Below are 24542 nucleotides of genomic sequence, written 5' to 3'. Positions count from 1 at the left end.
CAAGAATGCCGCTCGCCGGGAAAGGCATGCTGCTGACGTCGATGAACATCGACGTTTCAGACGAAGCCGACTTCAACCGCTGGTACGATCGCGAGCATCTGGAAGAGCGCGTCGCGATCGACGGCTTCCTCGAAGCGCGGCGCTATGTCGCGCATGCCGCCAATCCGAAATATCTCTGCCTGTATTCGACCGCGACGCTCGACGTGCTCGACAGTCCCGCCTACCAGGCGCGCCTCGCCAATCCGACCGATTGGTCGCGGCAGACCATGGCGCGCTTCAAGGACATGCTCCGTGTCGTCGCGCGCATCACCATCAGCAAGGGCACCGGACGCGGGGCTGCGCTCGGCGTGGTACGGCTGCGGCCGACGCCCGACAATGCCGCGTCCTGGCGTGATGCACTGCAAGAGAGGCTGACGCCGGATGAGCAAGACGGCATCGTCTCGATGCATCTGCTCGAAAGCGAGCCGGAATTGTCGGGCGCAACGGCGGAAATACCGGCTGTGCGCAGCGAGGGCGCGCGCGACTGGTTCGTACTGATCGACGGCACGCATATCGGCGCGGTCTCCGCCGTCATCGCCGAGCGCTTCACCGGCCCGGCCGCTGCGCCCTTCCCGCTTCCCATCTCCGTCGGCATCTACTGCCTGATGTGGGACCTCGCGAAGAGCGACATCACGCGCAGCTGAACAGCATCCGCATCGCAGCATGTTGCACCGCACGCAGACTGGCGTGCGGCATTGATGCTGCTTGCGCGTAGCTCCCATGAAAGAGGGGAAGCGTCCAAATTTGCCGTTGTACTTCGGAACGGTTCTAATAAGCTAACCCAATGACGTCATTCAGAAACCAGATCGAGACGCGTTAAGCGTCCGCCAAGCTAAAGAAAAGGCCGCGGGGTCTTTGGGCCTGCGCGGACAGGGTAGGAATGAAACCGACCGATATCGCGGCCCCCGACTACTTTCACAAGGTGGTCGATTGCCAGTGGGCCTGTCCTGCGCACACCCCGGTTCCCGAATACATCCGACTGATCGCACAAGGCCGCTACAGCGACGCCTACATGATCAATTGGAAATCGAACGTGTTCCCTGGAATCCTGGGACGCACCTGCGATCGTCCCTGCGAGCCGGCGTGCCGCCGCGGACGCGTCGAGGAGAATCCGGTGGCGATCTGCCGCCTGAAGCGCGTCGCGGCCGACTTCAAGGACGACATCAGGCAGCGACTGCCGAAGCCCGTGCCGAAGAACGGCAAGCGCGTTGCGCTGGTTGGCGGTGGCCCCGCCTCGCTGACGGTGGCGCGTGATCTTGCGCCGCTCGGCTATCACTGCACCGTGTTCGATGCCGATCCGGAAGCCGGCGGCATGATGCGCACGCAGATTCCGAAATTCCGCCTGCCCAACTCCGTCATCGACGAGGAGACCGGCTACATCTTGAACCTCGGCGTCGAGTTCAAGGGCGGCCATCGCATCGACAGCATGAAGGCGCTGCTTGCGGAGAAGTACGACGCGATCTTCGTCGGCTCCGGCGCGCCGCGCGGCCGCGAGCTCGACATTCCCGGCCGCAAGGAAGCCGCCGCGAACATCCATATCGGCATCGAGTGGCTGGCCAATGTGTCGTTCGGCCATGTCGACAAGATCGGAAAGCGCGTCATCGTGCTCGGCGGCGGCAACACCGCGATGGACTGCTGCCGCACCGCACGCCGTCTCGGCGGCGAGAAAGTCACGGTGGTCGTGCGTTCCGGCTTCGAGGAGATGAAGGCCTCGCCCTGGGAGAAGGAAGACGCGATCCACGAGGATATTCCGATCCTCAACTACATGGTGCCGGTGGCATTCAAGCATGTCGCCGGCAAGCTGATCGGCGTCACCTTCCAGCACGTCAAAGCAGAATACGATGCAAAAGGCCGCCGCAATCTGGTGCCTTCGGGCGATCCCGATCAGACCATTCCCTGCGACGACGTGCTTGTCGCGGTCGGCCAGGAGAACGCCTTCCCCTGGATAGAGCAGGATTGCGGCATCGAGTTCGACAAATGGCACATGCCGAAGGTCGATCCCAAGACCTTCGCCTCGACCAACCCGAAAGTGTTCTTCGGCGGCGACGCCGCATTCGGGCCGAAGAACATCATCTGGGCGGTCGCGCACGGCCATGACGCCGCGCTGTCGATCCACAAGATGCTCTCGGGCGAGGACATCACCGAGCGCCCGCTGCCGGAGGTGCAAATCTCCTCGCAGAAGATGGGCATCCACGAATGGAGCTATGACAACGACATCTCCAACGACAAGCGCTTCAAGGTGCCGCATCGCGACAAGGTCATCGCGCTGAAGGACATCCGCGCCGAGGTCGAGCTGGGCTACGACGTCAAGCTCGCACTGGGCGAAGCCGAGCGCTGCCTGAACTGCGACGTCCAGACGGTGTTCTCGACCTCGCTGTGCATCGAGTGCGACGCCTGCGCCGACATCTGCCCGATGGACTGCATCACCTTCACTGACAATGGAGAGGAAGACGATCTGCGCCAGCGCCTGAAGGCGCCCTCGCCGCGTCCGGACCAGGACCTCTACGTGTCCAGCGACCTCAAGACCGGGCGCGTGATGGTGAAGGACGAGGATGTCTGCCTGCATTGCGGGTTGTGCGCCGAGCGTTGTCCCACCGGAGCCTGGGACATGCAGAAATATTTCATCGATATGACCCACGCAGGTTCGACATGTCCGACAAAAAGCCGATCAGCAGCGTAAACGACTTCGTCGTCCGCTTCGCCAACGTCAACGGCTCGGGCTCGGCCAGCGCCAACGAAATGTTCGCGCGCGCGATCCTGCGCCATGGCGTGCCGGTGTCCCCGCGCAACATCTTCCCCTCCAACATCCAGGGCCTGCCGACCTGGTACGAGGTGCGCGTGACCGAAGCCGGTCATCTCGGCGCCCGCGGCGGCGTCGACATGATGGTGGCGATGAACCCGCAGACCTGGGACAAGGACGTCGTCGGCATCGAGCCCGGCGGCTATCTGTTCTACGATTCCACCAAGCCGATGCCGTCGACAAAATTCCGCGACGACATCACCGTGATCGGCGTGCCGCTGACCGCGATCACCAACTCGACCTACACCGATCCGCGCCAGCGCCAGCTGTTCAAGAACATCATCTATCTGGGCAGCCTCTCGGCGCTGCTCGACATGGACCCCAAGCTGATCGAGCAGCTGATCGGCGAGCAGTACAAGGGCAAGGAGAAGCTGCTCTCCTCCAACGTCCACGCGCTCCATCTCGGCCGCGACTGGGCGCTGCAGAACTTGAAATGCCCGATCGGGCTCAGGGTCAAGAAGTCCGACAAGGTCGGTGACCGCATCTTCATCGAGGGCAACAGCGCCGCCGCGCTCGGCGCCGTCTATGGCGGCGCCACGGTGTGCGCCTGGTATCCGATCACGCCGTCCTCGTCGGTGGCGGAGGCCTTCACCGCCCATTGCAAGAAGTACCGGCACGATCCTGTGACCGGCAAGGCGAAATACGCCATCGTGCAGGGCGAGGACGAGCTCGCCTCGATCGGCATCGTCATCGGCGCGTCCTGGAACGGCGCCCGCGCCTTCACCGCGACCTCCGGTCCCGGCATCTCGCTGATGACGGAGTTCATCGGCCTCTCCTACTTCGCCGAGATTCCGGCGGTGATCATGAACATCCAACGCGCCGGCCCCTCCACGGGCATGCCGACGCGCACCCAGCAATGCGACATCATCGCCTGTGCCTATGCTTCGCACGGCGACACCAAGCATGTGCTGCTGTTCCCGGAAGATCCGGCCGAAGCATTCGAGTTCGCGGCCGCGGCCTTCGATCTCGCCGAGCGGCTGCAGACCACGATCTTCCTGATGCTCGACCTCGACATCGGCATGAACCACCGGCTCTGCCGTCCGCTGAAGTGGGACGATGCGCGGCAATATGACCGCGGCAAGATCATGACGGCGGAGATGCTGGAGGAGGGCCGCGATTTCGGGCGCTATCTCGATGTCGATGGCGACGGCATTCCGTACCGCACCTATCCCGGCACGCATCCGACCAAGGGCTCCTATTTCACCCGCGGCACCTCGCGTGATCGCTATGCCCGCTATTCCGAGGAAGGCACGGTTTATGCCGACAATATGCAGCGCCTGGTGCGCAAGTTCGAGACCGCGCAGGACCTCGTGCCGCGGCCGCTGCAGGCCAATTCGGAGCGGCCGACCAAATATGGCGTGATCTATTTCGGCTCGACCTCGCCGGCGATGGACGAGGCGATCGGGCTATTGGAAGCGCGCGGGCATCAGCTCGACCGCCTGCGCATCCGCGCCTTCCCGTTCCATTCGAGCGTTGCGAGCTTCCTCGCCGAGCACGACTTCGTCTATGTGGTCGAGCAGAACCGCGACAGCCAGCTGCGCCAGCTCATCGTCAACGAGAACGGCATCGATCCCGTCCGTCTGGTGCCCATCGTGCACTACGACGGCACCCCGATCACCGCCCGTTTCATCGCAAAAGCCGTTGGCGACCACCAGGACCACCTCAAGGTGACCCCGCTCCGCAAGGCCGTGTCATGACCTACATTGCAAAGCCGAAATTCCATCATCCGGGGCTGAAGAAAAACGCGCTCGGCTACACGCATCGCGATTACGAAGGCAAGATCTCGACGCTGTGCGCCGGCTGCGGCCACGATTCGATCACGGCCTCGATCATCGAGGCCTGCTATGAGCTGTCGATCGAGCCGCACCGGGTGGCAAAAATCTCCGGCATCGGCTGCTCGTCGAAGACTCCGGACTATTTCCTCGGCAATTCGCACGGCTTCAATTCCGTGCACGGCCGCATGCCATCCGTGCTCACCGGCGCCAATCTCGCCAACCGCGACCTGATCTATCTCGGCGTCTCCGGCGACGGCGATTCCGCCTCGATCGGTTTCGGCCAGTTCGCGCATTCGATCCGGCGCGGCGTCAACATGACCTATATCGTCGAGAACAACGGCGTCTACGGCCTGACCAAGGGCCAGTTCTCGGCCACCGCCGACCGCGGCTCGAAGAGCAAGAAGGGCGTCACCAACACCGACAACGCCATCGACCTCGTTGCGATCGCGCTGCAGTTGGGGGCCACCTTCGTGGCGCGCTCGTTTTCCGGCGACAAGAGCCAGCTGGTGCCGCTGATCGCCGCCGCGATCGGCCACAAGGGCGCATCCTTCATCGACGTGATCAGCCCCTGCATCGCCTTCAACAACCACGCCGGCTCGACCAAGAGCTTCGACTATGTCCGCGAACACAATGATGCCGTGAACCGGCTCGACGTGCTGGTCGGCCGCGATCCGATCGCCGTCGATTACGCGCCGGGCACGGTGCAGGTGGTCGAGCAGCACGACGGCAGCAAGATCGCGCTGCGCAAGATCGACGCGGATTACGATCCGCATGACCGGCTGGGCGCCCAGACCTTCCTCGCGCGGCACGCCGCCAAGGGCCAGATCGTCACCGGCCTTCTGTACGTCGATCCCGAGGCCGAAGACCTGCACGAGCATCTCAACACCGTCGAGACCCCGCTCAACACGCTGGAAGCGGATGCGCTGTGCCCGGGCTCGGCAGTGCTGGACAAGATCAACGCCAGCCTGCGGTGATCAACGGCGCGGCACTGGACCGGGCTGCCTGACGCGTACGGTGATCTTCTCAGATGCGACGGGCGGATCGAAGGGATAGTGCTTCGCATCGCCCAGCACCAGCTGCAGCGTGTGCGTGCCGGGCGGAAGCTCGAGAAACGTTTCGGTTTGCCCGGCTCCGAAATGCAGATGGGACTTGTCCTGCGGGATCGGTTCCTTGGTATCGATGGGATCGTTGACGTCGACCAACAAATGGTGATGCCCGGCGTTCTGGTAGTCATCGCCAGCATGCGTCACGCCCATGTTGCGCAGACCGAACCGGACCCAGAACCCGCCCCGGATCTTCTGCCCGTCCTGCGGAGTGATGAAATAGAGCTTTGCGCCTTTGGGAGCGGCCTTGCCCTGAGAGTAAGCAGCGCCTGGCAGCAAAACAATTGGCAGCAATGCGAGCGCCGCCGCCAGCGCGGCGCAGTAAATGATTTTCATCAAACTACTCCAGCCTTAAGGACTGAGCGCGACACGGAATCCATGCGTCGGGTAACGAACATTGGTATCATAGCCATCGCGGTTGGACGGCCGCACGTATCTCGAATCGTTCTTCCAGGAGCCAGAGCGCAGGACGTGCGATGAGCAGTCGCCGCCGGTCCATGCCGAGCCGTCGACGGGCGCGCCCTGATAATTCTTGTGCCAGCAATCCTCGACCCACTGGTCGACGCCGCCGCCCATGTCGTGGAGTCCGAATGGATTGGGCTTGAAGCTGCCGACCTTCGCCGGCTGCTCAGCCGCGAGGTCGCCGCAATCCTTGCACCCGGCCATGCCCGGCTGGAGCTTGTCGCCCCACCAATACTTCGTTTGCGTTCCGCCGCGGGCTGCGTATTCCCATTCGGCCTCGCTCGGGAGCCGGTACTGCTTTTTCGTCGCCTGCGACAGAAAGGCGGCATATTGCTGCGCGTCAGTCCAGCTCACATTGCTGACCGGCGCATCGTCCTTGCCGGTCGCGGTGAAACCACACGCGTTGGCGGCCGCGCATTCGTTCCACTCTCGCACCGTCACGGGGTACTTTCCGATCGAGAACGGCTTGATCGTGACCTGGTGGACGGGACGCTCGGTCGGATCGTCGTTGCTTCCCATCGCGAAACTGCCGCCGCGAATGGCGATCATTTCGGGCTCGCGCACCGCGGACGGGCTTGGCGCCGGCGCGGGCGATGGAGGCGCCGAAGCCAATGAGGGAGACGGTTGCGGCGCCTGCGTTGCGGCTTCGCGCGGCGGAGCTTGCGGGACCGGGGATGGCGCCGGAGAAACGGCGGGCGCTGCGACCTGTTCGCCCACCCTGCCCTGCGGCTGTGCCAGCAGATACCAGAGTGCGCCGGCGGCAATGACGAGCAGCGTGATGGCCAGGAAAAAGATCAGCGCGTTCTCGCGCCGGCTTCTTGTCCTGCCGACGGCATCTGCATCCGGCAGCACGCGATAGACGCGCACGGGATCGGTGATGTTCTTGACCTTGCGGTCGCCGAGCGACTCATAGCCGCACACGATCTTGTGCTTGATCTGCTCGTAGATCGCGCCGGAGATGTAGACCTGCCCCGGCTCCGCGATGCCCTCGATGCGCGTGGCGATGTTGACGCCGTCACCATAGATGTCGTCCGGCTCCACGATGACGTCGCCGAGATTGACGCCAATCCGATATTCGAGCCGGGAATGCTTGGGAACCGAAGCGTTGCGACCGACGAGATTTTGCTGGATGACGATGCTGCATCGAACGGCCTCCACGGGACTGTCGAAAATGGCGATGAAGCCGTCGCCGGTCGTCTTCACCAAGCTTCCATGGTGTTCGATGATGCTGGGCTGGATGAGATCTCGCTCGATCCGCTTGACGCGAACATGCGTGCCTTCCTCGTCGGCCTGCATCAACCGGCTGTAGGAGGCGATGTCGCCGACGATGATTGCGGCGAGACGACGAGGCATCGCGCCGTGCGGCGGCGGCTCATCCTGATTTCCGGATCTGAAGTTGCGAATTTCGCCCATGCGGGGGACTCCACAAACTTGGAAGGCAGCCCCAGCCTACGACTGCCAAAGGCGGTCGTCTGTGAAGGCTACCACATTGACGAACCGAGACAATGTCGCAGCAATCGCCGGCATCGGGTTCCGGAAAATCAAGGCGTCACACCCATTGAACCTTCCTGATCGCAGCAGTGACTAAGGCCCGGCGAGAGGCCGTTGGCCCGCATCCTCTGCACGATGGTCACACGAGCGACGTGCGATGGTTGAACGCGGTGCACTTCGCCCGCGTCTAACAGACAGCAGTACGTTGTGCTGCGGTACGCCCGAGGCCCTCATGAAGCTCTCCGTCATTGCCGCCCTAACTTTCGATGCGCTGACCGGCGCCGCCCATGCCGACGAGGCTGACAAGGTCCGCGAGACCACAAAGGCCGAAGCCGACGCCTTCAATGCACGGCTTTATGCAGGAGCGCCCGCCGACAAGTCCTATGCCTGCTTCGTCCGTCGCTACGATGCCGAGCACCTGGCGCGGCATCCCAAGCAGAAGGTGGCTTCCATGAAGCTGCTGGTCTCGGCGGAAACCGACAAGGAGGACAAGCAGCTGCACAATTCCTTCCGCCTGGGCTTCCGCTATCGGCATCGCTCCGGCGATTTCGACTCCAGCGGCTCGTGCGGCAGCCATGCGGTGCTGCTCAGCCAGGGCGACGAGGTCCGCATGGGCTGCGGCGTCGACTGCGAGGGCGGCGGCATCGAAGTGGCGCTGTCCAAGGACAACAAGTCCGCGATCATCCGCCTTGTGCAGATCAGGATCTGGCAGAACAACAAGCCGGACGACGAGGCCGAGCGATCGCTGGTCGCGGGCGTCGACGACAAGATTTTCCGCCTCGACCGCACCGACACCAGCGAATGCGCTTCGCTGGTGACCGACCGCAAGGAACTCGCCGCACTGCGCCACAAGTGATATCTGTCGCGCGAGCTCAGTCCGTCGAAGGAGATCGCCATGAACCGGCGGAACATCTTGTGGAGTGCCGTCTCGGCCCTGGGCGCGACGCTTGGCGCCTCCAGTGCGAAAGCCGCGACCGATGCCGGCGCGAGCAACAAGCTGAAGGTCGTCTATCATCTCAGCGATGCCGAGAAGGTCAATTTCGTGCTCGGCAATATCCAGAACCACATCGACGGCGTCGGCGGCCCCGAGCATGTGACGATCGCGCTGGTGATCCACGGCCCGGCGCTGAAGGCATTCCATTCGGCGCAGGCCAACCCCGATGTCAGCAGGCGCGTCGGCGACTTCTCCAAGGACGGCGTCGAGCTCGCCGCCTGCGGCAACACGATGAAGGCGCAGAACGTCACGCTCAACGAGCTGTTGCCGGGCTTCGTCAACGCGGAGAAAGGCGGCGTGGTGCGTTTGGCCGAGCTGCAGTCGCAGGGGTATTTGTATTTGCGGCCGTGAGGGCTGCGTGCATCCGCGGACTCGGAGCGCTCCCTCCCCCGCCTGCGGGGAGGGTCGGGGAGAGGGTGTCTCGGCGATGAAGAACCCCAAGAGGAGAGCCCTCACCCGGCGCTGCGCGCCGACCTCTCCCGCAAGCGGGAGAGGTAAGATGAGCCCGCGGCTGCCTTCCGGCTTCAAATCTGCCGCCGCCGCAATCTCGCTTGACTTACCCATAACTCCACGGTTATGGATTGACCCATAACTTCCTGGTTATGGATCTCCCATGTCCGCCGCGCACGATCTCCTGTTCAGGACGCTTGCCGACCCGACCCGGAGGGCGATCTTCGAGCGGCTGTGCCGCGAGGGCGAGCAGACGGTCGGGGCACTGACAGCGCGATCCGGCGTGTCCCAGCCGGCGGTCTCGAAACATCTCGGCGCCTTGAAGCAGGCGGGCCTGGTGCGAGACCGGCATGAGGGACGCCAGACTCATTACAGCGCGCAGCCCGATGCGCTCAATCCGCTGATCGACTGGACCAGCCAGATGGCCGGGTTCTGGCAGAGGCGGCTCGACGCACTCGACGATCTCCTCAAGAGGATGGACCAATGAACGAACCTGCCGAGACACGCACCGTCGTCCTCGAGCGCGAATTTGCCTTTCCGGCTGAGCGGCTGTGGCGCGCGCTGACGCAGCCACATCTGATCGAGGAATGGCTGATGCAGAACGACTTCAAGCCGGTCGTCGGTCATCGCTTCAACCTGCGCGGCGAATGGGGCGGCGTGCTGGACTGCGAGGTGCTCACCATCGAGCCGCAGAAGACGCTCGCCTACACCTGGAATTTCTCGCATGAGGACGCCGCCTTCGATCTCAAGAGCGTGGTGACCTTCACGCTGACGCCGACGAGCGCGGGCACGCGTCTGCGCGTCGAGCAGGCGGGCTTCAGCCCGACGCAGAAGCAGGCCTTTGGCGGCGCGCATGCCGGCTGGAAGCAGTTTTTGGCCAAGCTCGACGAAGTATTGGCGCGGACAGGCTAGCTCCGCCGGCGTCCATTTCGATCAATCTCGGAGGAGGTCTCAATGAGCACCCAAATGTGGATTCGGCAGATTCATCGCTGGCTGTCGATGGCGTTCACGCTTGCGGTCATCGCCAACATCGTGGCGATGACCATGCAGCTCCAGGCCGTGTGGGTCGGCTTCTTGGCGCTCGTCCCGCTCATCCCGCTGCTCGCGACCGGGCTATATTTGTTCGCGCTGCCCCATGTCAGCCGCAGCAACGCGAACGAGGCGAGATGATGAAGAAGGCCGTGACGGCGAAAAAGGCGAGCGTGAAAGAAGCGAACGAACCTTCGCCCTCGAAACTGATCGACGGCAGGATTAAGGAGCTCGGCGACTGGCGCGGCGAGATGCTCGCGCGGATTCGCGGCCTGATCAAGCAGGCGGACCCCGACGTCGTCGAGGAGTGGAAATGGCGCGGCGTTCCCGTTTGGGAGCACGACGGCATCATCTGCACCGGCGAGACCTACAAGGACGTGGTGAAGCTGACCTTCGCGAAGGGCGCGGCGCTGGACGATCCCGCGGGCCTGTTCAATTCCAGTCTCGATGGCAACGTGCGCCGCGCGATCGACATCCGCGAGGGCGAGAAGATTGACGAGAAGGCGTTGAAGGCGCTGATCCGGGCGGCGGTGCAGCTGAATGCGTCGAAGGCCAAGAAGAAGCCGGCCAAGCGATCGGCTTAAACAGCCGTAGTGCAGCCACGAGTGCCTTCCTTCTCCCCTTGTTGTGGGAGAAGGTGGCGCGAAGCGCCGGATGAGGGGTCTCTATCGGCAGGGGAAGGTGTGGAGAGATACCCCTCACCCCAATGAGCTTGCATCTGCCGGCGTCGCTGCCCTCTTCCACAAGGGGCGAGGGCACATCAACGCGCATTTCGCCTTATTGCCGCATAGTAGGCCGCCTCAGGCCACCGCGGCCGGGATCGGGCGCGGGCTCACGACATATTCGCGCAGGACCTTGTCGTTGGCATCAACCTCGATCAGCGCGACGTCGTAGGTCCAGAGGTCGGCGAGATGCTGGAGCACCCGCTTGGCATCGGTCTCGTTGAGCTGCGAGCCCTTGATGACGTGGTGATGCAGGATCAGCCGGCGGTCGCCGGAGAGATCGACGTCGACCACCTCGATATTGGCATCGATGAAGCCGACATCGTGCTGCCGCGCCAGCTCGCGGCGGACGCGGCGGAAGCCGCGCTCGTCATGGATGGCATCGACCCGGATGCCGGCGCGCTCCTCGGGATCGTCGTGCAGATGGAACATGCGGAAGTGCCGCATCAATCTGGGGCTCAGGAACTGGCCGATGAAGCTCTCGTCGCGGTAGTTGGCCCAGACGTCGCGCAGCACGCCCATGACGTCGCCCTTGCCGGCGATGTCAGGGAACCACTCGCGGTCCTCGTCTTCCGGCTTGGTGACGATACGCTCGATGTCCTGCATCACGGCAAAGCCGAGCGCATAAGGGTTGAAGCCGGAGAAGCGGGGGTCGTCGAATTCGGGTTGGAACACGACGTTGGTGTGCGATCCCAGGAATTCGAGGAAATTGCCGTCGCTGATGCGGCCCTGCTCGTGCAGCTTGGTCATGATGCGATAGTGGACGTAGGTCGCCGTCCCCTCGTTCATCACCTTGGTCTGGCTCTGCGGATAGAAATATTGCGCGATGTGGCGGACGATGCGCAGCAACTCGCGCTGCCAGGGCGCCAGCCGCGGCGCGCTCTTCTCCAGGAAATAGAGCAAATTCTCCTGCGGCAGGCCGAGTAGCTTGCGGCGGCGCTCGATGCTGAGCGTGGACCGGCTCTTGGTCGCGCCCTTAGGGACCGTGCGCCAGAGATCGTTGAAGATCTCCTCCTCGTGCTGACGGCGGCGCCCTGCCCGCTTCTCCTCGGCGCGTAGATCGAGCTTCTTCTTGCCGGGATAGCGGTCGATGCCGTGCGACATCAGCGCATGCGCGGCATCGAGCGTGCGCTCGACCTCGACGCGGCCGTAGCGATCCTCGCATTGCATGACGTAGTTCTTGGCGAAGTCGAGGTAGTCCAGGATGCCGTCGGCATCGGTCCACTGCTTGAACAGATAATTGTTCTTGAAGAAGTGGTTGTGGCCGAAGGCAGCGTGCGCGATCACCAGCGTCTGCATCGTCGCCGTGTTCTCCTCCATCAGATAGGAGATGCAGGGCGAGGAGTTGATCACGATCTCATAGGCGAGCCCCATCAGGCCCTTGCGATAGGACGCCTCGTGGAACGCAAAGTGCTTGCCGAACGACCAGTGCTTGTAGAACAAGGGCATGCCGACCGACGAATAGGCGTCCAGCATCTGCTCGGCGGTGATGACCTCGACCTGGTTCGGATAGACGTCGAGCCCGAGATCCTTCAACGCCACCTCCTCGCAGGCATCGGTGATGCGCTGCAAGGTGTGGAAATCCCAATCGGCGCCTTCGAACAAACGTTCCATCATGGAGCGGTCTTCTCCTGGGCAGTTTCGCGGCGCTGGAACAGATCGTGGAACACCGGAAAGATCTCGCTGCGCTCCGAGACCTTGCGCATCGAGAGCGGCGCACCGCTGTTGCGCAGGCGCTCATAGAGCGTCCAGAGCGAGGAGTCGGAGAGATCGAAGGCGCTACCGCCGGATTCCCCAACCTCGAGATAGGCGAAGAACTGGCAGACCGGCAGGATCTTGTCGGTCAGCAGCAGCCCCGTGAGCTCGCCGTCGGAATAGGAATTATCGCCGTCGGACGCTTGCGCGGCGTAGATGTTCCAGTCCGACGGATTGAAGCGCTCGCGCACGATCTCGTGCATCGCCTGCAGCGCGCTGGAGACCAGCGTGCCGCCCGAGGCCGGACCGTAGAAGAAGGTCTGCTCGTCCACCTCCTCGGCGCGGTCGGTGTGCCGGATGAAGACGATCTCGACATGCTTGTAGCGCCGCTTCAGGAACACGTAGAGCAGCATGTAGAAGCGTTTTGCCAGGTCCTTCATGTGCTCGGACATCGAGCCGGAGACGTCCATCAGGCAGAACATGACGGCCTGCGCGACGGGCTTCGGCACCGTCTCGAAGCGCCGGTAGCGGATGTCGAGCGGATCGATGAAGGGGATGCGCTTGGACTTGGCCTTCAGCTTTTCAAGCTCGGCGACCAGCTCTGCCCGTTCATCCCCGTCGGTGCAGGCAGCGATCGCCGCCTCCAGCTCTTCGATCTCCTCCTTGCGGGGACGCTTGAGCGCGATGCGGCGCGCCAGCGCGAGCTTCACCGTCCGGCTCACCGAGATGTTGGCGGGCGAGCCCGACGTGGTGTAGCCGGCGCGCTGGATGCCTTCGCTCTCGGTCTGCGCGATCTTGCGCTTGGCGAGATCCGGCAGCTCGAGATCGTCGAGGAAAAGATCGACGAACTCGTCACGGCTCAGGACGAAGCGGAAGGCGTCCTCGCTGTCGCCTTCGCCGGGGCCGGAATCCTTGGCGCTGCCCTGGCCCTGGCGCTGGAGATAGTCGCCTTCGACGAACTTCTTGTTTCCGGGCAGCACCATGTCGCGCGTTCCGCCTTCACGGCGGAAGCGCGGCTCATGCATGCCGTCGAGCGGGATCGTGACCTCACCACCCTCCAGGACGTCCTTGATGTCGCGTTCCTGCGAGGTCTTCTTGACGGCGCCCTGCACCAGGGATTTAGCCCGACGCAAGAACCGCTGGCGGTTCTCAAGACTCTTGCCGCCTGGATTCAGGCGCCTGTCAATGATGTGGATGGGCACTTTTCCATTCGCCTCCCACGCGCCTCAACCGGCCTGCTTCACGCGCATGTACCATTCGACGAGGCGGCGAACCTGACGCTCGGTGTAGCCGCGCTCCACCATGCGTGCGACGAACTCGCCGTGCTTCTTCTCCGTCTCGCCGTCCTTCTTCGATCCGAAGGAGATGACCGGAAGCAGGTCCTCGACCTGGGAGAATATCCGCTTTTCGATCACATCGCGAATCTTCTCATAGGAGGTCCAGGTCGGATTCTTGCCGCCGTTCTGGGCCCGCGACCGTAACGAGAATTTGACGACCTCGTTGCGGAAGTCCTTGGGGTTGGCGATGCCTGCGGGCTTCTCGATCTTGGTCAGCTCCTGGTTCAAAAGCTCGCGATCGAGCAGCTGGCCGGTGTCGGGATCCTTGAAGTCCTGGTCCTCGATCCAGGCGTCGGCATAGTCGACGTAGCGATCGAACAGGTTCTGGCCATAATCCGAGTAGGATTCCAGATAGGCCTTCTGGATCTCGTTGCCGATGAACTCGGCGTAGCGCGGCGCCAGCTCCGCCTTGATGAATTCGAGATAGCGTTTCTCGGTTTCCTCCGGCAGCTGCTCGCGGCGGATCGCCTGTTCCAGCGCGTACATCAGGTGCACGGCGTCGGCGGCGACCTCCTGCGGATCGTGGTTGAAGGTCGCAGCCAGGACCTTGAAGGCGAAGCGGGTGGAGGCACCGTCCATGCCCTCGTCGACGCCCGCGGCGTCGCGATATTCCTGGACGCTGCGCGCCTTCGGATCGGATTCCTTCAGGCTCTCGCCGTCATAGACCCGCATCTTGGCGAACAGGGTGGAGTTCTCGTGCTTGCGCAGGCGCGACATCACCGAGAACCGCGCCAGTGTCTCCAGTGTCGAAGGCGCGCAAGGAGCCGAGGCGAGCTCGGAGCCCTGGATCAGCTTCTCGTAGATCTTCTGCTCCTCGGCGACCCTGAGGCAGTAGGGCACCTTGATCACGCAGATGCGGTCGATGAACGCTTCATTGTTCTTGTTGGCCTTGAAGCTCGCCCACTCGGCTTCGTTCGAGTGCGCCAGGATGATCCCGGTGAACGGGATCGCGCCGATATTCTCGGTACCGATATAGTTGCCTTCCTGCGTCGCGGTCAGCAACGGATGCAGCATCTTGATCGGCGCCTTGAACATCTCGACGAATTCGAGGATGCCCTGGTTGGCGCGATTGAGGCCGCCCGAATAGCTGTAGGCGTCGGGATCGTTCTGCGCGTAGGTCTCGAGCTTGCGGATGTCGACCTTGCCGACCAGCGAGGAGATGTCCTGGTTGTTCTCGTCACCAGGCTCGGTCTTGGAGACCGCGATCTGGCGCAGCCGCGACGGCTGGATCTTGGCGACGCGGAATTGCGAGATGTCGCCGCCGAAGGCCTCGAGCCGCTTGTAGCACCACGGGCTCATCAGGCCGGTGAGACGGCGGCGAGGAATGCCGTATTTCTCCTCCAGCATCGGCCCGAGATGATCGGGATCGAACAGGCTGAGCGGGCTTTCGAACACGGGCGAGAGTTCATCGCCGGCCTTGAGCACGTAGATCGGCTGCACTTCCATCAGCGACTTGAGCCGCTCGGCGAGCGAGGATTTGCCGCCGCCAACGGGCCCGAGCAGATAGAGTATCTGCTTGCGCTCTTCGAGGCCCTGCGCCGCGTGGCGGAAGAAACCGACGATGCGCTCGATGGTTTCTTCCATGCCGTAGAAGCCGGCGAAGGCCGGATAGGTGCGGATCGTTCGGTTCAAAAAAATACGGCCAAGGCGTGGGTCCTTGGCCGTGTCGATCGTCTGGGGCTCACCGATCGCCGCTAGCAGTCGCTCGGCCGCGTTCGCGTATTTCATGGGATCGCTTCGACACGATTCCAGATATTCCGCCATCGACATGTCGTGCTGGCTTCTCGCCTCGAACGACCGAGCGAAAGCGTTGAATAGAGAATCGTTGTACATGATCCCTCTCCGCGTGAGTTCCGCTATAAGCTGAAACGAAAGCAGTTACCGGACCGTTCCTCAGGCCGTTTCGAATCAGCGTGAGCACATGGCGATCATTGGACACCCGGGTGCCAACACGACGCAACGCACAACGTAGGCACTCTATGAGTTACGAACAGGCACATGCCTGTAATTTGTGCGAATCTCGGTCTATATTGGCTCATTTCCAGAAAATGTCACTTGGTCGCAACATCCGGGCGTTCCCGGGGATGTGCCGATCCGGCAATGCAACATAGCGATCCGGGAGCGGCGATCTTATGACACTTGTACGGCGAAGCTTTGGGGGCCGTGTTCATCTTCCTGCTGCAATGCGGTGCGCGCGCTGCTGGCAGCGTGGCGGTCGCGACAGGCGCGCAGCAGCGTCTCAAAATCGATCGCCAGGCCCTCCGCGCGGATGACGATGCGACCATCCTGCGCGCAACGGGCCAGGGTCGGGATGGCGCACAGCTGGCGCCGCAATGCCGGCGAGGGCGTCAGCACGATCGCTTTGTGGCCGCGGCTTTCTTCAGCCGAAATCTCCGCGATCGACTCCCACAGCAGAAATTCATTGCCGATGCGGAGATCGCGGATGCCGTAGGGGGTGAGGACCACCACCGCTCCTCGCTCGGCGGGAAGCATCCAGATCAGCCAGCTGGTCACCAGGCTGAACACCACGACGCCGGCATAGCCGACTGTCGTGTCATAATTGCCGAGACCGTCCCATAGGTCGAAGGCAAGGCTTGCGCTGAGCAGGGTCATGGCAAAGCCCGCCGCGACCAGCAGCCGCAGCTGCATCACGCATCGATTGATTTCGAGATCGCGGGATGCATCGATGCTCACCGTCGACGCAACCGGCTGCTGGCTCTCGGCGACCACCGAACCTTCATGATGGGCGTGCATGCTTTTCCCCCCAGCATGGCCATTCGCGGCCAAGCCACGACGCAATCGCGGATCACATCCGCCGATGGCACTCCACGCAACTATTGGCTGACAAGGCGAGACAGCTGACGCTACGCAAGGAGACTTCGGCCGCGTCCTCCGGCCAACGACTTCCACGCAACACAGCAACTGCCCGCCTAGATCGCCATGATCGCGACGGAGTTACACTGGAGAGTATGACTCCCATACTCTTGATTGGTTCCCTCCCGGGAGCATGTAAGCTAGAGGATAGCGCGTCAGGACCGGCGCGAAAACCCCCTCCGTCCGCACGCTTGGAGAGAAATAAGCATCATGAATCCCGTCAAAGAACTGGAAAAGCACGGCCAAGCGGTCTGGCTGGACTTCCTGGCCCGTGGCTTCATCGCCAAGGGCGACCTGAAGCGACTGATCGACACCGATGGCGTCAAGGGCGTCACCTCCAATCCGTCGATCTTCGAGAAGGCGATCGGCAGCTCCGACGAATATGACGCCTCGATCGGCAAGGCACTGAAGCACGGCGACCGGACCGTGGCCGACCTGTTCGAGACCGTGGCGGTCGAGGACATCCAGAGCGCCGCCGACGTGCTGCGGCCAGTCTATGACCGCCTCAAAGGCGGCGATGGCTATGTCAGCCTGGAGGTCTCGCCGTATTTGGCCATGGACACCGCCGGCACAATCGCCGAGGCGCGGCGGCTCTGGAAGGACGTCGGCCGCAAGAACCTGATGGTGAAGGTGCCGGCGACGCAGGAGGGCCTCCCTGCGATCGAACAGCTGATCAGCGAAGGCATCAGCATCAACATCACGCTGCTTTTCTCGAAAGCGGTTTATCTCCAGGTGGCCGAAGCCTACATCGCCGGCCTCGAAAAATACGTCGCCGGCGGCGGCGATCCCTCACATGTCGCAAGCGTGGCGAGCTTCTTCGTCAGCCGGATCGACACCATGGTTGACAAGCAGCTCGACGAGAAGATCGCGCGCGCCAACGATCCATCGGAGAAGGAGCGGCTGGCCGCGCTGAAGGGCAAGGTCGCGATCGCCAATGCCAAGCTCGCCTACCAGGATTACAAGCGCCTGTTCGAAGGTCCGCGCTGGGAGAAGCTCGCCGCCAAGGGCGCCAAGCCGCAGCGTATGCTGTGGGCCTCCACCGGCACCAAGAACAAGGACTACAGCGACGTCCTCTATGTCGAGGAACTGATCGGCTCCGACACCATCAACACCATGCCGCCGGCGACGCTGGACGCGTTCCGCGACCACGGCAAGCCGCGCGACAGCCTGGAAGAGAACATCGATGACGCCAGGCGCGTGCTGGAGGAGCTGGAGCGCTCCGGCATCTCGCTCGATGCGATCACCGAGGAACTGGTCAAGGACGGTGTCAAGTTGTTCGCCGACTCAGCCGACAAGCTCTACGGCGCCGTCGCCCACAAGCGTGCCACCGTGCTCGGGCCCGCGCTCGACCGCCAACAGCTCTCGTTCAGCGACGGGCTCGGCAAGGCCGTGGTCAAGAGCACCGAGGAATGGCGAGCCTCCGCAAAAATCCGCCGGCTGTGGCAGCGCGACAAGTCGGTCTGGACCGGCACCGACGAAGACAAATGGCTGGGCTGGCTCGACAGCCCGGCCAAAGCCGACATTGCCGATTACGAGGACTATGCGGGCCGCGTGAAGGGCCAGAAATTCTCCGACGCCGTCGTGCTCGGCATGGGCGGATCGAGCCTGGGCCCCGAAGTGTTGGCCGAGACCTTTGGCAAGAAGCCCGGTTTCCCGAAGCTGCATGTGCTTGACTCCACCGACCCGGCGCAGGTGCGGGCGATGGAGGCGAAGATCGACATCGCCAACACCGTCTTCATCGTCTCCAGCAAGTCCGGCGGAACCACCGAGCCGAACGCGATGAAGGATTATTTCCATGACCAGGTCGCCAAGGCGGTCGGGACCAAGGTGAAGACCGGCCATCGCTTCATCGCGGTGACCGATCCCGGCTCGTCGCTGGAGAAGGCGGCAAAGAAGCTGAACTACGCCCGCATCTTCCACGGCGAGCCCTCGATCGGCGGACGCTATTCAGTGCTCTCACCCTTCGGTCTGGTGCCGGCGGCGACCGCGGGCATCGACGTCAAGACCTTCGTCAAGCATGCGCTCGCGATGGCCCGCTCCTGCGGGCCGGACGTGCCGCCATCCGAGAACCCGGGCGTGCAGCTCGGGCTTGCCATGGGCCTCGCCGGGCTCGAAGGCCGCGACAAGGTGACGATCCTGGCGTCAAAGAAGATCGCCGATTTCGGCGCCTGGGCCGAGCAGCTCATCGCGGAATCGACCGGTAAGGAGGGCAAGGGCCTGATCCCGATCGAGGGCGAGCCGCTGGGCGATCCCTCGGTCTACGGCAATGATCGCTTCTTCATCGACATCCGCATCGAGGGCGAAGCGGACGCAGCCCATGACTCCAAGCTCGCCGCCATCGAAGCGGCCGGCCATCCCGTGGTGCGCATCGTCATGAAGTCGATCGAGCATCTCGGCCAGGAGTTCTTCCGCTTCGAGATGGCGACGGCGGTTGCAGGCTCGATCCTCGGCATCAACCCGTTCGACCAGCCGGACGTGGAAGCGGCCAAGATCAAGACCCGCGAGCTCACCGCCGCATTCGAGAAGACCGGCGCGTTGCCGGAAGAGCAGCCGGTGGTCAGCACGGATGAGGCCGATCTCTACACCGACGAGGCCAACGCGGCGGCGCTGCGCGCGGCCGGTGCCAACGGCGATCTCAGCTCCTGGCTGAGGGCGCATCTCTCCCGCTCGAACCATGGCGACTATGTCGCCCTGCTCGGCTACATCGCGCGTGACAAGGCGACGATCGACGCGCTGCAGGCCATGCGGTCAGAGGTGCGCGAGAAGCGGCACGTTGCGACCTGCGCCGAGTTCGGACCGCGCTTCCTGCACTCGACGGGACAGGCCTACAAGGGCGGACCCGACAGCGGCGTATTCCTCCAGATCACGGCCGACGATGCCAAGGATCTGCCGGTGCCGGGCCAGAAAGCCAGCTTTGGCGTCATCAAGGCGGCGCAGGCGCGGGGCGACTTCGACGTGCTCACCGAGCGTGGTCGGCGTGCGCTGCGCGTGCACCTGAAGGGCGGGCTCAAGAAGGGTCTCGCGGCCCTAAACACGGCGCTGAACGACGCGCTGAACTAAGGGAACGATGCAGATGCAACTCGGCATGATCGGCCTCGGCCGAATGGGCGGCAACATCGTTCGCCGCCTGATGCGCCACGGACATTCGACCGTGGTCTACGACAAGGACGCCAAGGCCGTCGCCGGCCTTACCGCAGACGGCGCGGTCGGCTCGGCGACGCTGGAAGAATTCGTCGCGAAGCTGGAGCGGCCACGCACGGCCTGGGTGATGCTGCCGGCAGGACGCATCACCGAGACCACGATCGAGACGATCGCCGGCGTAATGCAGGCCGGCGACGTCATCATCGACGGCGGCAACACCTTCTGGCAGGACGACGTCCGCCGCGGCAAGGCGCTGAAGGAGCGCGGCATCCATTATGTCGACGTCGGCACCTCCGGCGGCGTCTGGGGCCTCGACCGCGGCTATTGCATGATGATCGGCGGCGAGAAGCAGGTGGTCGACCGGCTCGATCCGATCTTTGCCGCGCTCGCGCCCGGCGCCGGCGACATTCCGCGAACGCCCGGCCGCGAGGGCCGCGATCCCCGCATCGAGCAGGGCTACATCCATGCCGGCCCCGTGGGCGCCGGCCATTTCGTCAAGATGATTCACAACGGCATCGAATACGGCCTGATGCAGGCCTATGCCGAGGGTTTCGACATTCTCAAGAATGCCAACATTGAGGCTTTGCCGGCAGATCACCGCTACGATTTCGATCTCGCCGATATCGCCGAAGTGTGGCGGCGCGGCAGCGTGATCCCGTCCTGGCTGCTCGACCTCACCTCGACCGCACTCGCCGACAGCCCGCAGCTGTCGGAATATTCCGGCTTCGTCGAGGATTCCGGCGAAGGACGCTGGACCGTGAATGCGGCGATCGACGAGGCGGTGCCGGCCGAAGTCTTGACCGCCGCGCTCTACACGCGTTTCCGTTCCCGCAAGGAACACACCTTCGCCGAAAAAATGCTCTCTGCAATGCGCGCCGGTTTCGGCGGCCACAAGGAGCCGAAGCAGCCGGGCGCTTCGAAACCAAAGTAGCAAGTAACAAAACGAAGGCCGACAATTCGTGACAAAAGACCCGCAAGCCAAGCGCAAGCCGGAAAATTGCGCCTTCGTTATCTTCGGTGTCACCGGCGACCTTACCCATCGCCTGGTGATGCCATCGCTCTACAATCTGGCGGCTGAGCACCTGTTGCCCGAAAAATTCTGCGTCGTCGGCGTGGCCCGCAGGGGCCAATCGGATGACGAGCTGCGCGACAGCCTGATGCAAGGCCTGCGCGAGTTCGCGACCCGGCCTGTGGACGACGACATCGCCAAGAAGCTGCTGGAATGCGTGACCTTCGTCGAGGCCGACGCAAAGGATCCGCCCTCCTTCGACCGCCTGCGCGAGCATCTGGATTCGCTGGAATGCGCGCACGAGACCGGCGGCAACCGGCTGTTCTATCTGGCCACCCCGCCCGCCGCCTTCGCGCCGACCGCGCGCGAGCTCGGCCGCACCGGCATGTTGATGGAGAACGGCGCGTGGCGGCGGCTGGTCGTCGAAAAACCGTTCGGCACCGACCTCGCCTCGGCCCGTGCGCTGAACGCCGAGCTGCTGAAGATCATGGACGAGCACCAGATCTACCGGATCGACCACTATCTCGGCAAGGAGACGGTGCAGAACATCCTGGTGCTGCGCTTTGCCAACGGCATGTTCGAGCCGATCTGGAATCGCAACCACATCGACCACATCCAGATCACCGTCGAGGAGAAGCTCGGCGTCGGCCACCGCGGCGGCTTCTATGACGCGACCGGCGCATTGCGCGATATGGTGCCGAACCATCTGTTCCAGCTGATGTCGCTGGTGGCCATGGAGCCGCCGAGCCGTTTCGACGCCCATTCGGTGCGTTCCGAGAAGGCCGAGGTGCTCACCGCCATCCAGCGGCCGAGCCTGGAGGAAGCACTGAAGAGCTCGGTGCGCGCGCAATATCTCGCAGGACGCATCGGCGACGACAACATCCCGGACTATCGCAAGACCGCGGACGTCAAGCCCGGCAGCACCACCGAGACCTATGTCGCGCTGAAGCTGATGATCGACAATTGGCGCTGGGCCGGCGTGCCGTTCTATTTGCGCACCGGCAAGGCGCTGGCGCACAAGCGCACAGAGGTGGCGATCAAGTTCAAGCAGGCGCCGCTGTCCATGTTCTCGGGCACGGCGGTCGATCGCCTGTCGCAGAACTTCCTCACCATCGGCATCGCGCCGACCGAAACCATCGAGCTTCAGTTCAACGCCAAGATCCCAGGGCCAAGCGTCACCATCGACGGCGTCGAGATGAAGTTTCGTTACGGCGACTATTTCCGCGCCGATCCCTCGACCGGCTACGAGACGCTGATCTACGACTGCATGATCGGCGACAATATCCTGTTCCAGCGCGCCGACGGCGTCGAAGCCGGCTGGCAGGCGGTGCAACCGTTCCTGGACGCCTGGAAACAGGCCGGCACCAACGGCATCGAGACCTATGAAGCCGGCAGCGAGGGCCCGAAATGCGCCGACGAGTTGCTCCGGCGCGACGGGCGAAGCTGGCGGAAATACTCGTGACTGCGGCCGCCCAGCCGAAGCTGATCGTCGAAGCCGACGCCGAAGCGCTTGCCCGCACCGCGGCCGAACGGGTGCTGGCGCGGATCGCGGCCAATCCCGGACGGATCGCCATCTGCCTCACCGGCGGCTCCGGCCCGAAGAAGCTCTATCAATTGCTCGGCAGCGAGGCCTGGCGCGGCAGGATTCCATGGGGCCGCGTGCACTGGTTCATCGGCGACGAGCGGTTCGTGCCTGAAAGCGACCCTCTCAACAACATGGCGGTCGCGCGGGCGACATTTCTCGATCGCAATGCGCCTCCCGGCTATATCCACCCGATTCTCACCGCGGCTGGGAATCCCGATGCCGGCGCTGAAGCCTATGCACGCGAGCTGCAGGCCTTCTATGGCGCAGATCAGCTGGATCCGGCGCGGCCGCTGTTCGACCTCGTCCTGATGGGCGCAGGCCCTGACGGCCACACCGCATCGCTGTTTCCCGGTTATCCCGAGATCGAGGAGACCCGACGCTGGGTCGTCGGCGTCGCCAAAGCCAATGTCGCGCCATTCGTGCCGCGGGTCTCGCTCACCCTGCCCGTTCTGGCTTCCTGCCGCGAGATGCTGTTCGAGATTGCCGGGCACGACAAGCGGCCGATCTTGACGCGCCTCCTCAATGGCGAGAATCTGCCGGCCTTACGCGCGCGCTCAAATGGTGAGACCGTCTGGCTGGTCGATAGGGCCGCGCTTCCGGAGGAAATTCGTGGGCCGCGCTGAAGCACCTTGTGCATTGATCGTGATGGGCGTGTCGGGTTCGGGCAAGAGCACGGTTGCGAAGGCACTCGGCGAGCGGCTCGGCTGGCGTTTCGAGGACGGCGACAGCTTTCATGCCGCCAGCAATGTCGAGAAAATGCGGGCCGGCCATCCGCTCACCGACGAAGACCGCTGGCCCTGGCTCAATGCCATCGCCGACGAGATCGCGCTCGTCTGCGGACGCGGCGAGCACGTCATCATCGCCTGCTCGGCGCTGAAGCACGCCTATCGCGACGTGCTGCTGCGTGGTCGCGACGACGTTCGCTTCGTCTTCCTGAAGGGCACCAAGGAGCTGATCGCCGAGCGGCTCGCACGCCGCAAGGGCCATTTCATGCCGCCCGAGCTGCTGACGAGCCAATTCAATACGCTGGAGCCGCCGGAGCCGGGCGAGCACGTGGTCACGGTCTCGATCGATGAGACCGTCGAGGCGATCGTGGACGGCATCGTGCGGCAGCTGAAGCTGGGCGGCGCGAAACGCTGAGGCAAGAAACCTGATGAATTCCAAGGTCCTGCCATGACCCCCATCTCACTCGTGGTCTCCGACGTCGACGGCACGCTACTGACCAAGGACAAGACGCTGACAGAGCGTGCGCGAAGCGCAGTGCAGCGGCTGCACCGGGCCGGCATCGGCTTCACCATCACCTCCAGCCGCCCCGCGATCGGCATGCGCTTCCTGATCGAGCCGCTGGCGCTGTGGTTGCCGGTCGGCCCCTTCAACGGCTCCTCGATCATCGATCCCGAGATGAGGCCGGTCGAGCAGCACCTGATTCCCGCGAGCGCGGCCGAGCGGTCCTTGCAGATCCTCCGCGACTACGGCGCCGACATCTGGCTGTTCACCACCGACAAATGGCTGATCGACAACCCTCGCGGCAGCTACGTCGCCCACGAGCAGCACACGATCCGCGCCGACCCCACCATCGTGTCCGGTTTCTCGCCGTATCTTTCGAGCGCCTGCAAGATCGTCGGCGCCAGTGCCGATGCGCCGAGGCTCGCGGCTTGCGAGAAAGCGATGCAGGAGGCGCTCGGCCGCAAAGCCACCGCGGTGCGCTCGCAGACCTACTATCTCGACATCACCCCGCCGGGCTTCAACAAGGGCACCTTCGTCGAGGCCATGGCCAAGCGCCTCGGCATCTCGACCGACGCCGTTGCCACCATCGGCGACATGCAGAACGACCTCGCGATGTTCCGCGTCAGCGGCGTCTCGATCGCCATGGGCAACGCCGCCGACAACGTCAAGGACGAGGCGACGCATGTCACTGCGAGCAATGAGCAGGACGGTTTTGCCGAGGCGATGGAGATGATCTTGAAGCGGAATGGGGTTGGTTGAGCGGCGGCTGCTTTACCTCTCCCGCTTGCGGGAGAGGTCGGCGCAAAGCG

The 24542-nt window shown here is 63.6% G+C and carries 22 protein-coding genes; 16 read left to right on the top strand and 6 right to left on the bottom strand.

Going from position 1 to position 24542, the window contains the following annotated elements; translation table 11 throughout:
- Positions 1 to 5 precede the first annotated feature (5 nt).
- From P6U29_RS11775 to P6U29_RS11760, 4 genes are all read left to right on the top strand, one after another.
- Entirely contained in the window at positions 6 to 683 is a 678-nt protein-coding gene (locus P6U29_RS11775; protein ID WP_407117751.1) for a hypothetical protein, read from the top strand.
- Between the two features lie 236 nt (positions 684 to 919).
- Positions 920 to 2719 (top strand): FAD-dependent oxidoreductase, encoded by a 1800-nt coding sequence (locus P6U29_RS11770; RefSeq protein WP_407117750.1) that lies wholly within the window; start codon positions 920 to 922, stop codon positions 2717 to 2719.
- Positions 2689 to 4536: a 2-oxoacid:acceptor oxidoreductase subunit alpha gene (locus P6U29_RS11765; RefSeq protein WP_407117749.1), complete on the top strand. Its 1848-nt coding sequence runs from the start codon at positions 2689 to 2691 to the stop codon at positions 4534 to 4536. Before P6U29_RS11770 ends, P6U29_RS11765 begins: the two co-directional genes overlap by 31 nt.
- Entirely contained in the window at positions 4533 to 5588 is a 1056-nt protein-coding gene (locus P6U29_RS11760) for a 2-oxoacid:ferredoxin oxidoreductase subunit beta (protein WP_407117748.1), read from the top strand. The genes P6U29_RS11765 and P6U29_RS11760 overlap by 4 nt, the downstream gene beginning before the upstream one ends.
- Here P6U29_RS11760 and P6U29_RS11755 read toward each other — a convergent pair whose 3' ends face one another.
- Together P6U29_RS11755 and P6U29_RS11750 are read right to left on the bottom strand one after the other, a co-directional pair.
- Positions 5589 to 6053, bottom strand: a complete 465-nt coding sequence (locus P6U29_RS11755) for a DUF4399 domain-containing protein (RefSeq protein ID WP_407119299.1) — start codon at positions 6051 to 6053, stop codon at positions 5589 to 5591.
- A gap of 15 nt (positions 6054 to 6068) precedes the next feature.
- Positions 6069 to 7592 (bottom strand): SUMF1/EgtB/PvdO family nonheme iron enzyme, encoded by a 1524-nt coding sequence (locus P6U29_RS11750; protein ID WP_407117747.1) that lies wholly within the window; start codon positions 7590 to 7592, stop codon positions 6069 to 6071.
- A 310-nt stretch (positions 7593 to 7902) separates the two neighbouring features.
- Between P6U29_RS11750 and P6U29_RS11745 the strand changes: the two genes are divergently transcribed.
- From P6U29_RS11745 to P6U29_RS11720, 6 genes are all read left to right on the top strand, one after another.
- On the top strand, positions 7903 to 8526 hold the full coding sequence (locus tag P6U29_RS11745) for a hypothetical protein (RefSeq protein ID WP_407117746.1): 624 nt from the start codon (positions 7903 to 7905) through the stop codon (positions 8524 to 8526).
- 39 nt (positions 8527 to 8565) lie between these two features.
- Positions 8566 to 9015: a DsrE family protein gene (locus P6U29_RS11740; RefSeq protein ID WP_407117745.1), complete on the top strand. Its 450-nt coding sequence runs from the start codon at positions 8566 to 8568 to the stop codon at positions 9013 to 9015.
- Positions 9016 to 9277: 262 nt separating this feature from the next.
- A complete protein-coding gene (locus tag P6U29_RS11735; RefSeq protein ID WP_407117744.1) occupies positions 9278 to 9601 on the top strand; it encodes an ArsR/SmtB family transcription factor in 324 nt (107 codons plus the stop codon).
- Complete coding sequence (locus P6U29_RS11730; RefSeq protein ID WP_407117743.1) at positions 9598 to 10026, top strand: SRPBCC domain-containing protein; 429 nt, start codon at positions 9598 to 9600, stop codon at positions 10024 to 10026. The genes P6U29_RS11735 and P6U29_RS11730 overlap by 4 nt, the downstream gene beginning before the upstream one ends.
- Positions 10027 to 10068: 42 nt before the next feature.
- A complete protein-coding gene (locus P6U29_RS11725) occupies positions 10069 to 10284 on the top strand; it encodes a hypothetical protein (protein WP_407117742.1) in 216 nt (71 codons plus the stop codon).
- The gene (locus P6U29_RS11720) at positions 10284 to 10727 is read left to right on the top strand and encodes a DUF1801 domain-containing protein (RefSeq protein WP_407119298.1); all 444 of its coding nucleotides are present in this window, start codon (positions 10284 to 10286) and stop codon (positions 10725 to 10727) included. Before P6U29_RS11725 ends, P6U29_RS11720 begins: the two co-directional genes overlap by 1 nt.
- Positions 10728 to 10943: 216 nt before the next feature.
- Here P6U29_RS11720 and P6U29_RS11715 read toward each other — a convergent pair whose 3' ends face one another.
- The 4 genes from P6U29_RS11715 to P6U29_RS11700 all read right to left on the bottom strand — a co-directional run bounded on the left by P6U29_RS11715 (position 10944) and on the right by P6U29_RS11700 (position 16651).
- Positions 10944 to 12482, bottom strand: a complete 1539-nt coding sequence (locus tag P6U29_RS11715; protein ID WP_407117741.1) for a SpoVR family protein — start codon at positions 12480 to 12482, stop codon at positions 10944 to 10946.
- Complete coding sequence (locus tag P6U29_RS11710; RefSeq protein ID WP_407119297.1) at positions 12479 to 13756, bottom strand: YeaH/YhbH family protein; 1278 nt, start codon at positions 13754 to 13756, stop codon at positions 12479 to 12481. The genes P6U29_RS11715 and P6U29_RS11710 overlap by 4 nt, the downstream gene beginning before the upstream one ends.
- Before the next feature lie 30 nt (positions 13757 to 13786).
- Complete coding sequence (locus P6U29_RS11705; protein ID WP_407117740.1) at positions 13787 to 15730, bottom strand: PrkA family serine protein kinase; 1944 nt, start codon at positions 15728 to 15730, stop codon at positions 13787 to 13789.
- 297 nt (positions 15731 to 16027) lie between these two features.
- On the bottom strand, positions 16028 to 16651 hold the full coding sequence (locus P6U29_RS11700; protein ID WP_407119296.1) for an STM3941 family protein: 624 nt from the start codon (positions 16649 to 16651) through the stop codon (positions 16028 to 16030).
- A gap of 330 nt (positions 16652 to 16981) precedes the next feature.
- On the opposite strand from P6U29_RS11700, the gene P6U29_RS11695 reads away from it, so the two are divergent.
- Genes P6U29_RS11695 through P6U29_RS11670 form a run of 6 tightly spaced genes read left to right on the top strand, consistent with a single transcriptional unit; the run spans position 16982 to position 24492 of the window.
- A complete protein-coding gene (locus P6U29_RS11695; protein ID WP_407117739.1) occupies positions 16982 to 19831 on the top strand; it encodes a bifunctional transaldolase/phosoglucose isomerase in 2850 nt (949 codons plus the stop codon).
- Positions 19832 to 19844: 13 nt separating this feature from the next.
- The gene (gnd, locus tag P6U29_RS11690) at positions 19845 to 20843 is read left to right on the top strand and encodes a phosphogluconate dehydrogenase (NAD(+)-dependent, decarboxylating) (protein WP_407119295.1); all 999 of its coding nucleotides are present in this window, start codon (positions 19845 to 19847) and stop codon (positions 20841 to 20843) included.
- Positions 20844 to 20871: 28 nt separating this feature from the next.
- Positions 20872 to 22383 carry a glucose-6-phosphate dehydrogenase gene (zwf, locus tag P6U29_RS11685; RefSeq protein WP_407117738.1) on the top strand — a complete coding sequence of 504 codons (1512 nt, stop codon included), beginning with the start codon at positions 20872 to 20874 and terminating at the stop codon, positions 22381 to 22383.
- Complete coding sequence (gene pgl, locus P6U29_RS11680; protein WP_407117737.1) at positions 22380 to 23129, top strand: 6-phosphogluconolactonase; 750 nt, start codon at positions 22380 to 22382, stop codon at positions 23127 to 23129. The genes zwf and pgl overlap by 4 nt, the downstream gene beginning before the upstream one ends.
- Positions 23116 to 23646 carry a gluconokinase gene (locus P6U29_RS11675; RefSeq protein ID WP_407117736.1) on the top strand — a complete coding sequence of 177 codons (531 nt, stop codon included), beginning with the start codon at positions 23116 to 23118 and terminating at the stop codon, positions 23644 to 23646. The genes pgl and P6U29_RS11675 overlap by 14 nt, the downstream gene beginning before the upstream one ends.
- A gap of 33 nt (positions 23647 to 23679) precedes the next feature.
- Entirely contained in the window at positions 23680 to 24492 is an 813-nt protein-coding gene (locus P6U29_RS11670; protein WP_407117735.1) for an HAD family hydrolase, read from the top strand.
- The last annotated feature ends 50 nt before the right edge of the window (positions 24493 to 24542 follow it).

Origin of the sequence: Bradyrhizobium sp. LMG 9283 (assembly GCF_045571415.1) — a bacterium.
GTDB lineage: Bacteria > Pseudomonadota > Alphaproteobacteria > Rhizobiales > Xanthobacteraceae > Bradyrhizobium.
Note: the sequence above shows the minus strand (reverse complement) of the source record. Positions and strands in the feature narration are given on the sequence as shown.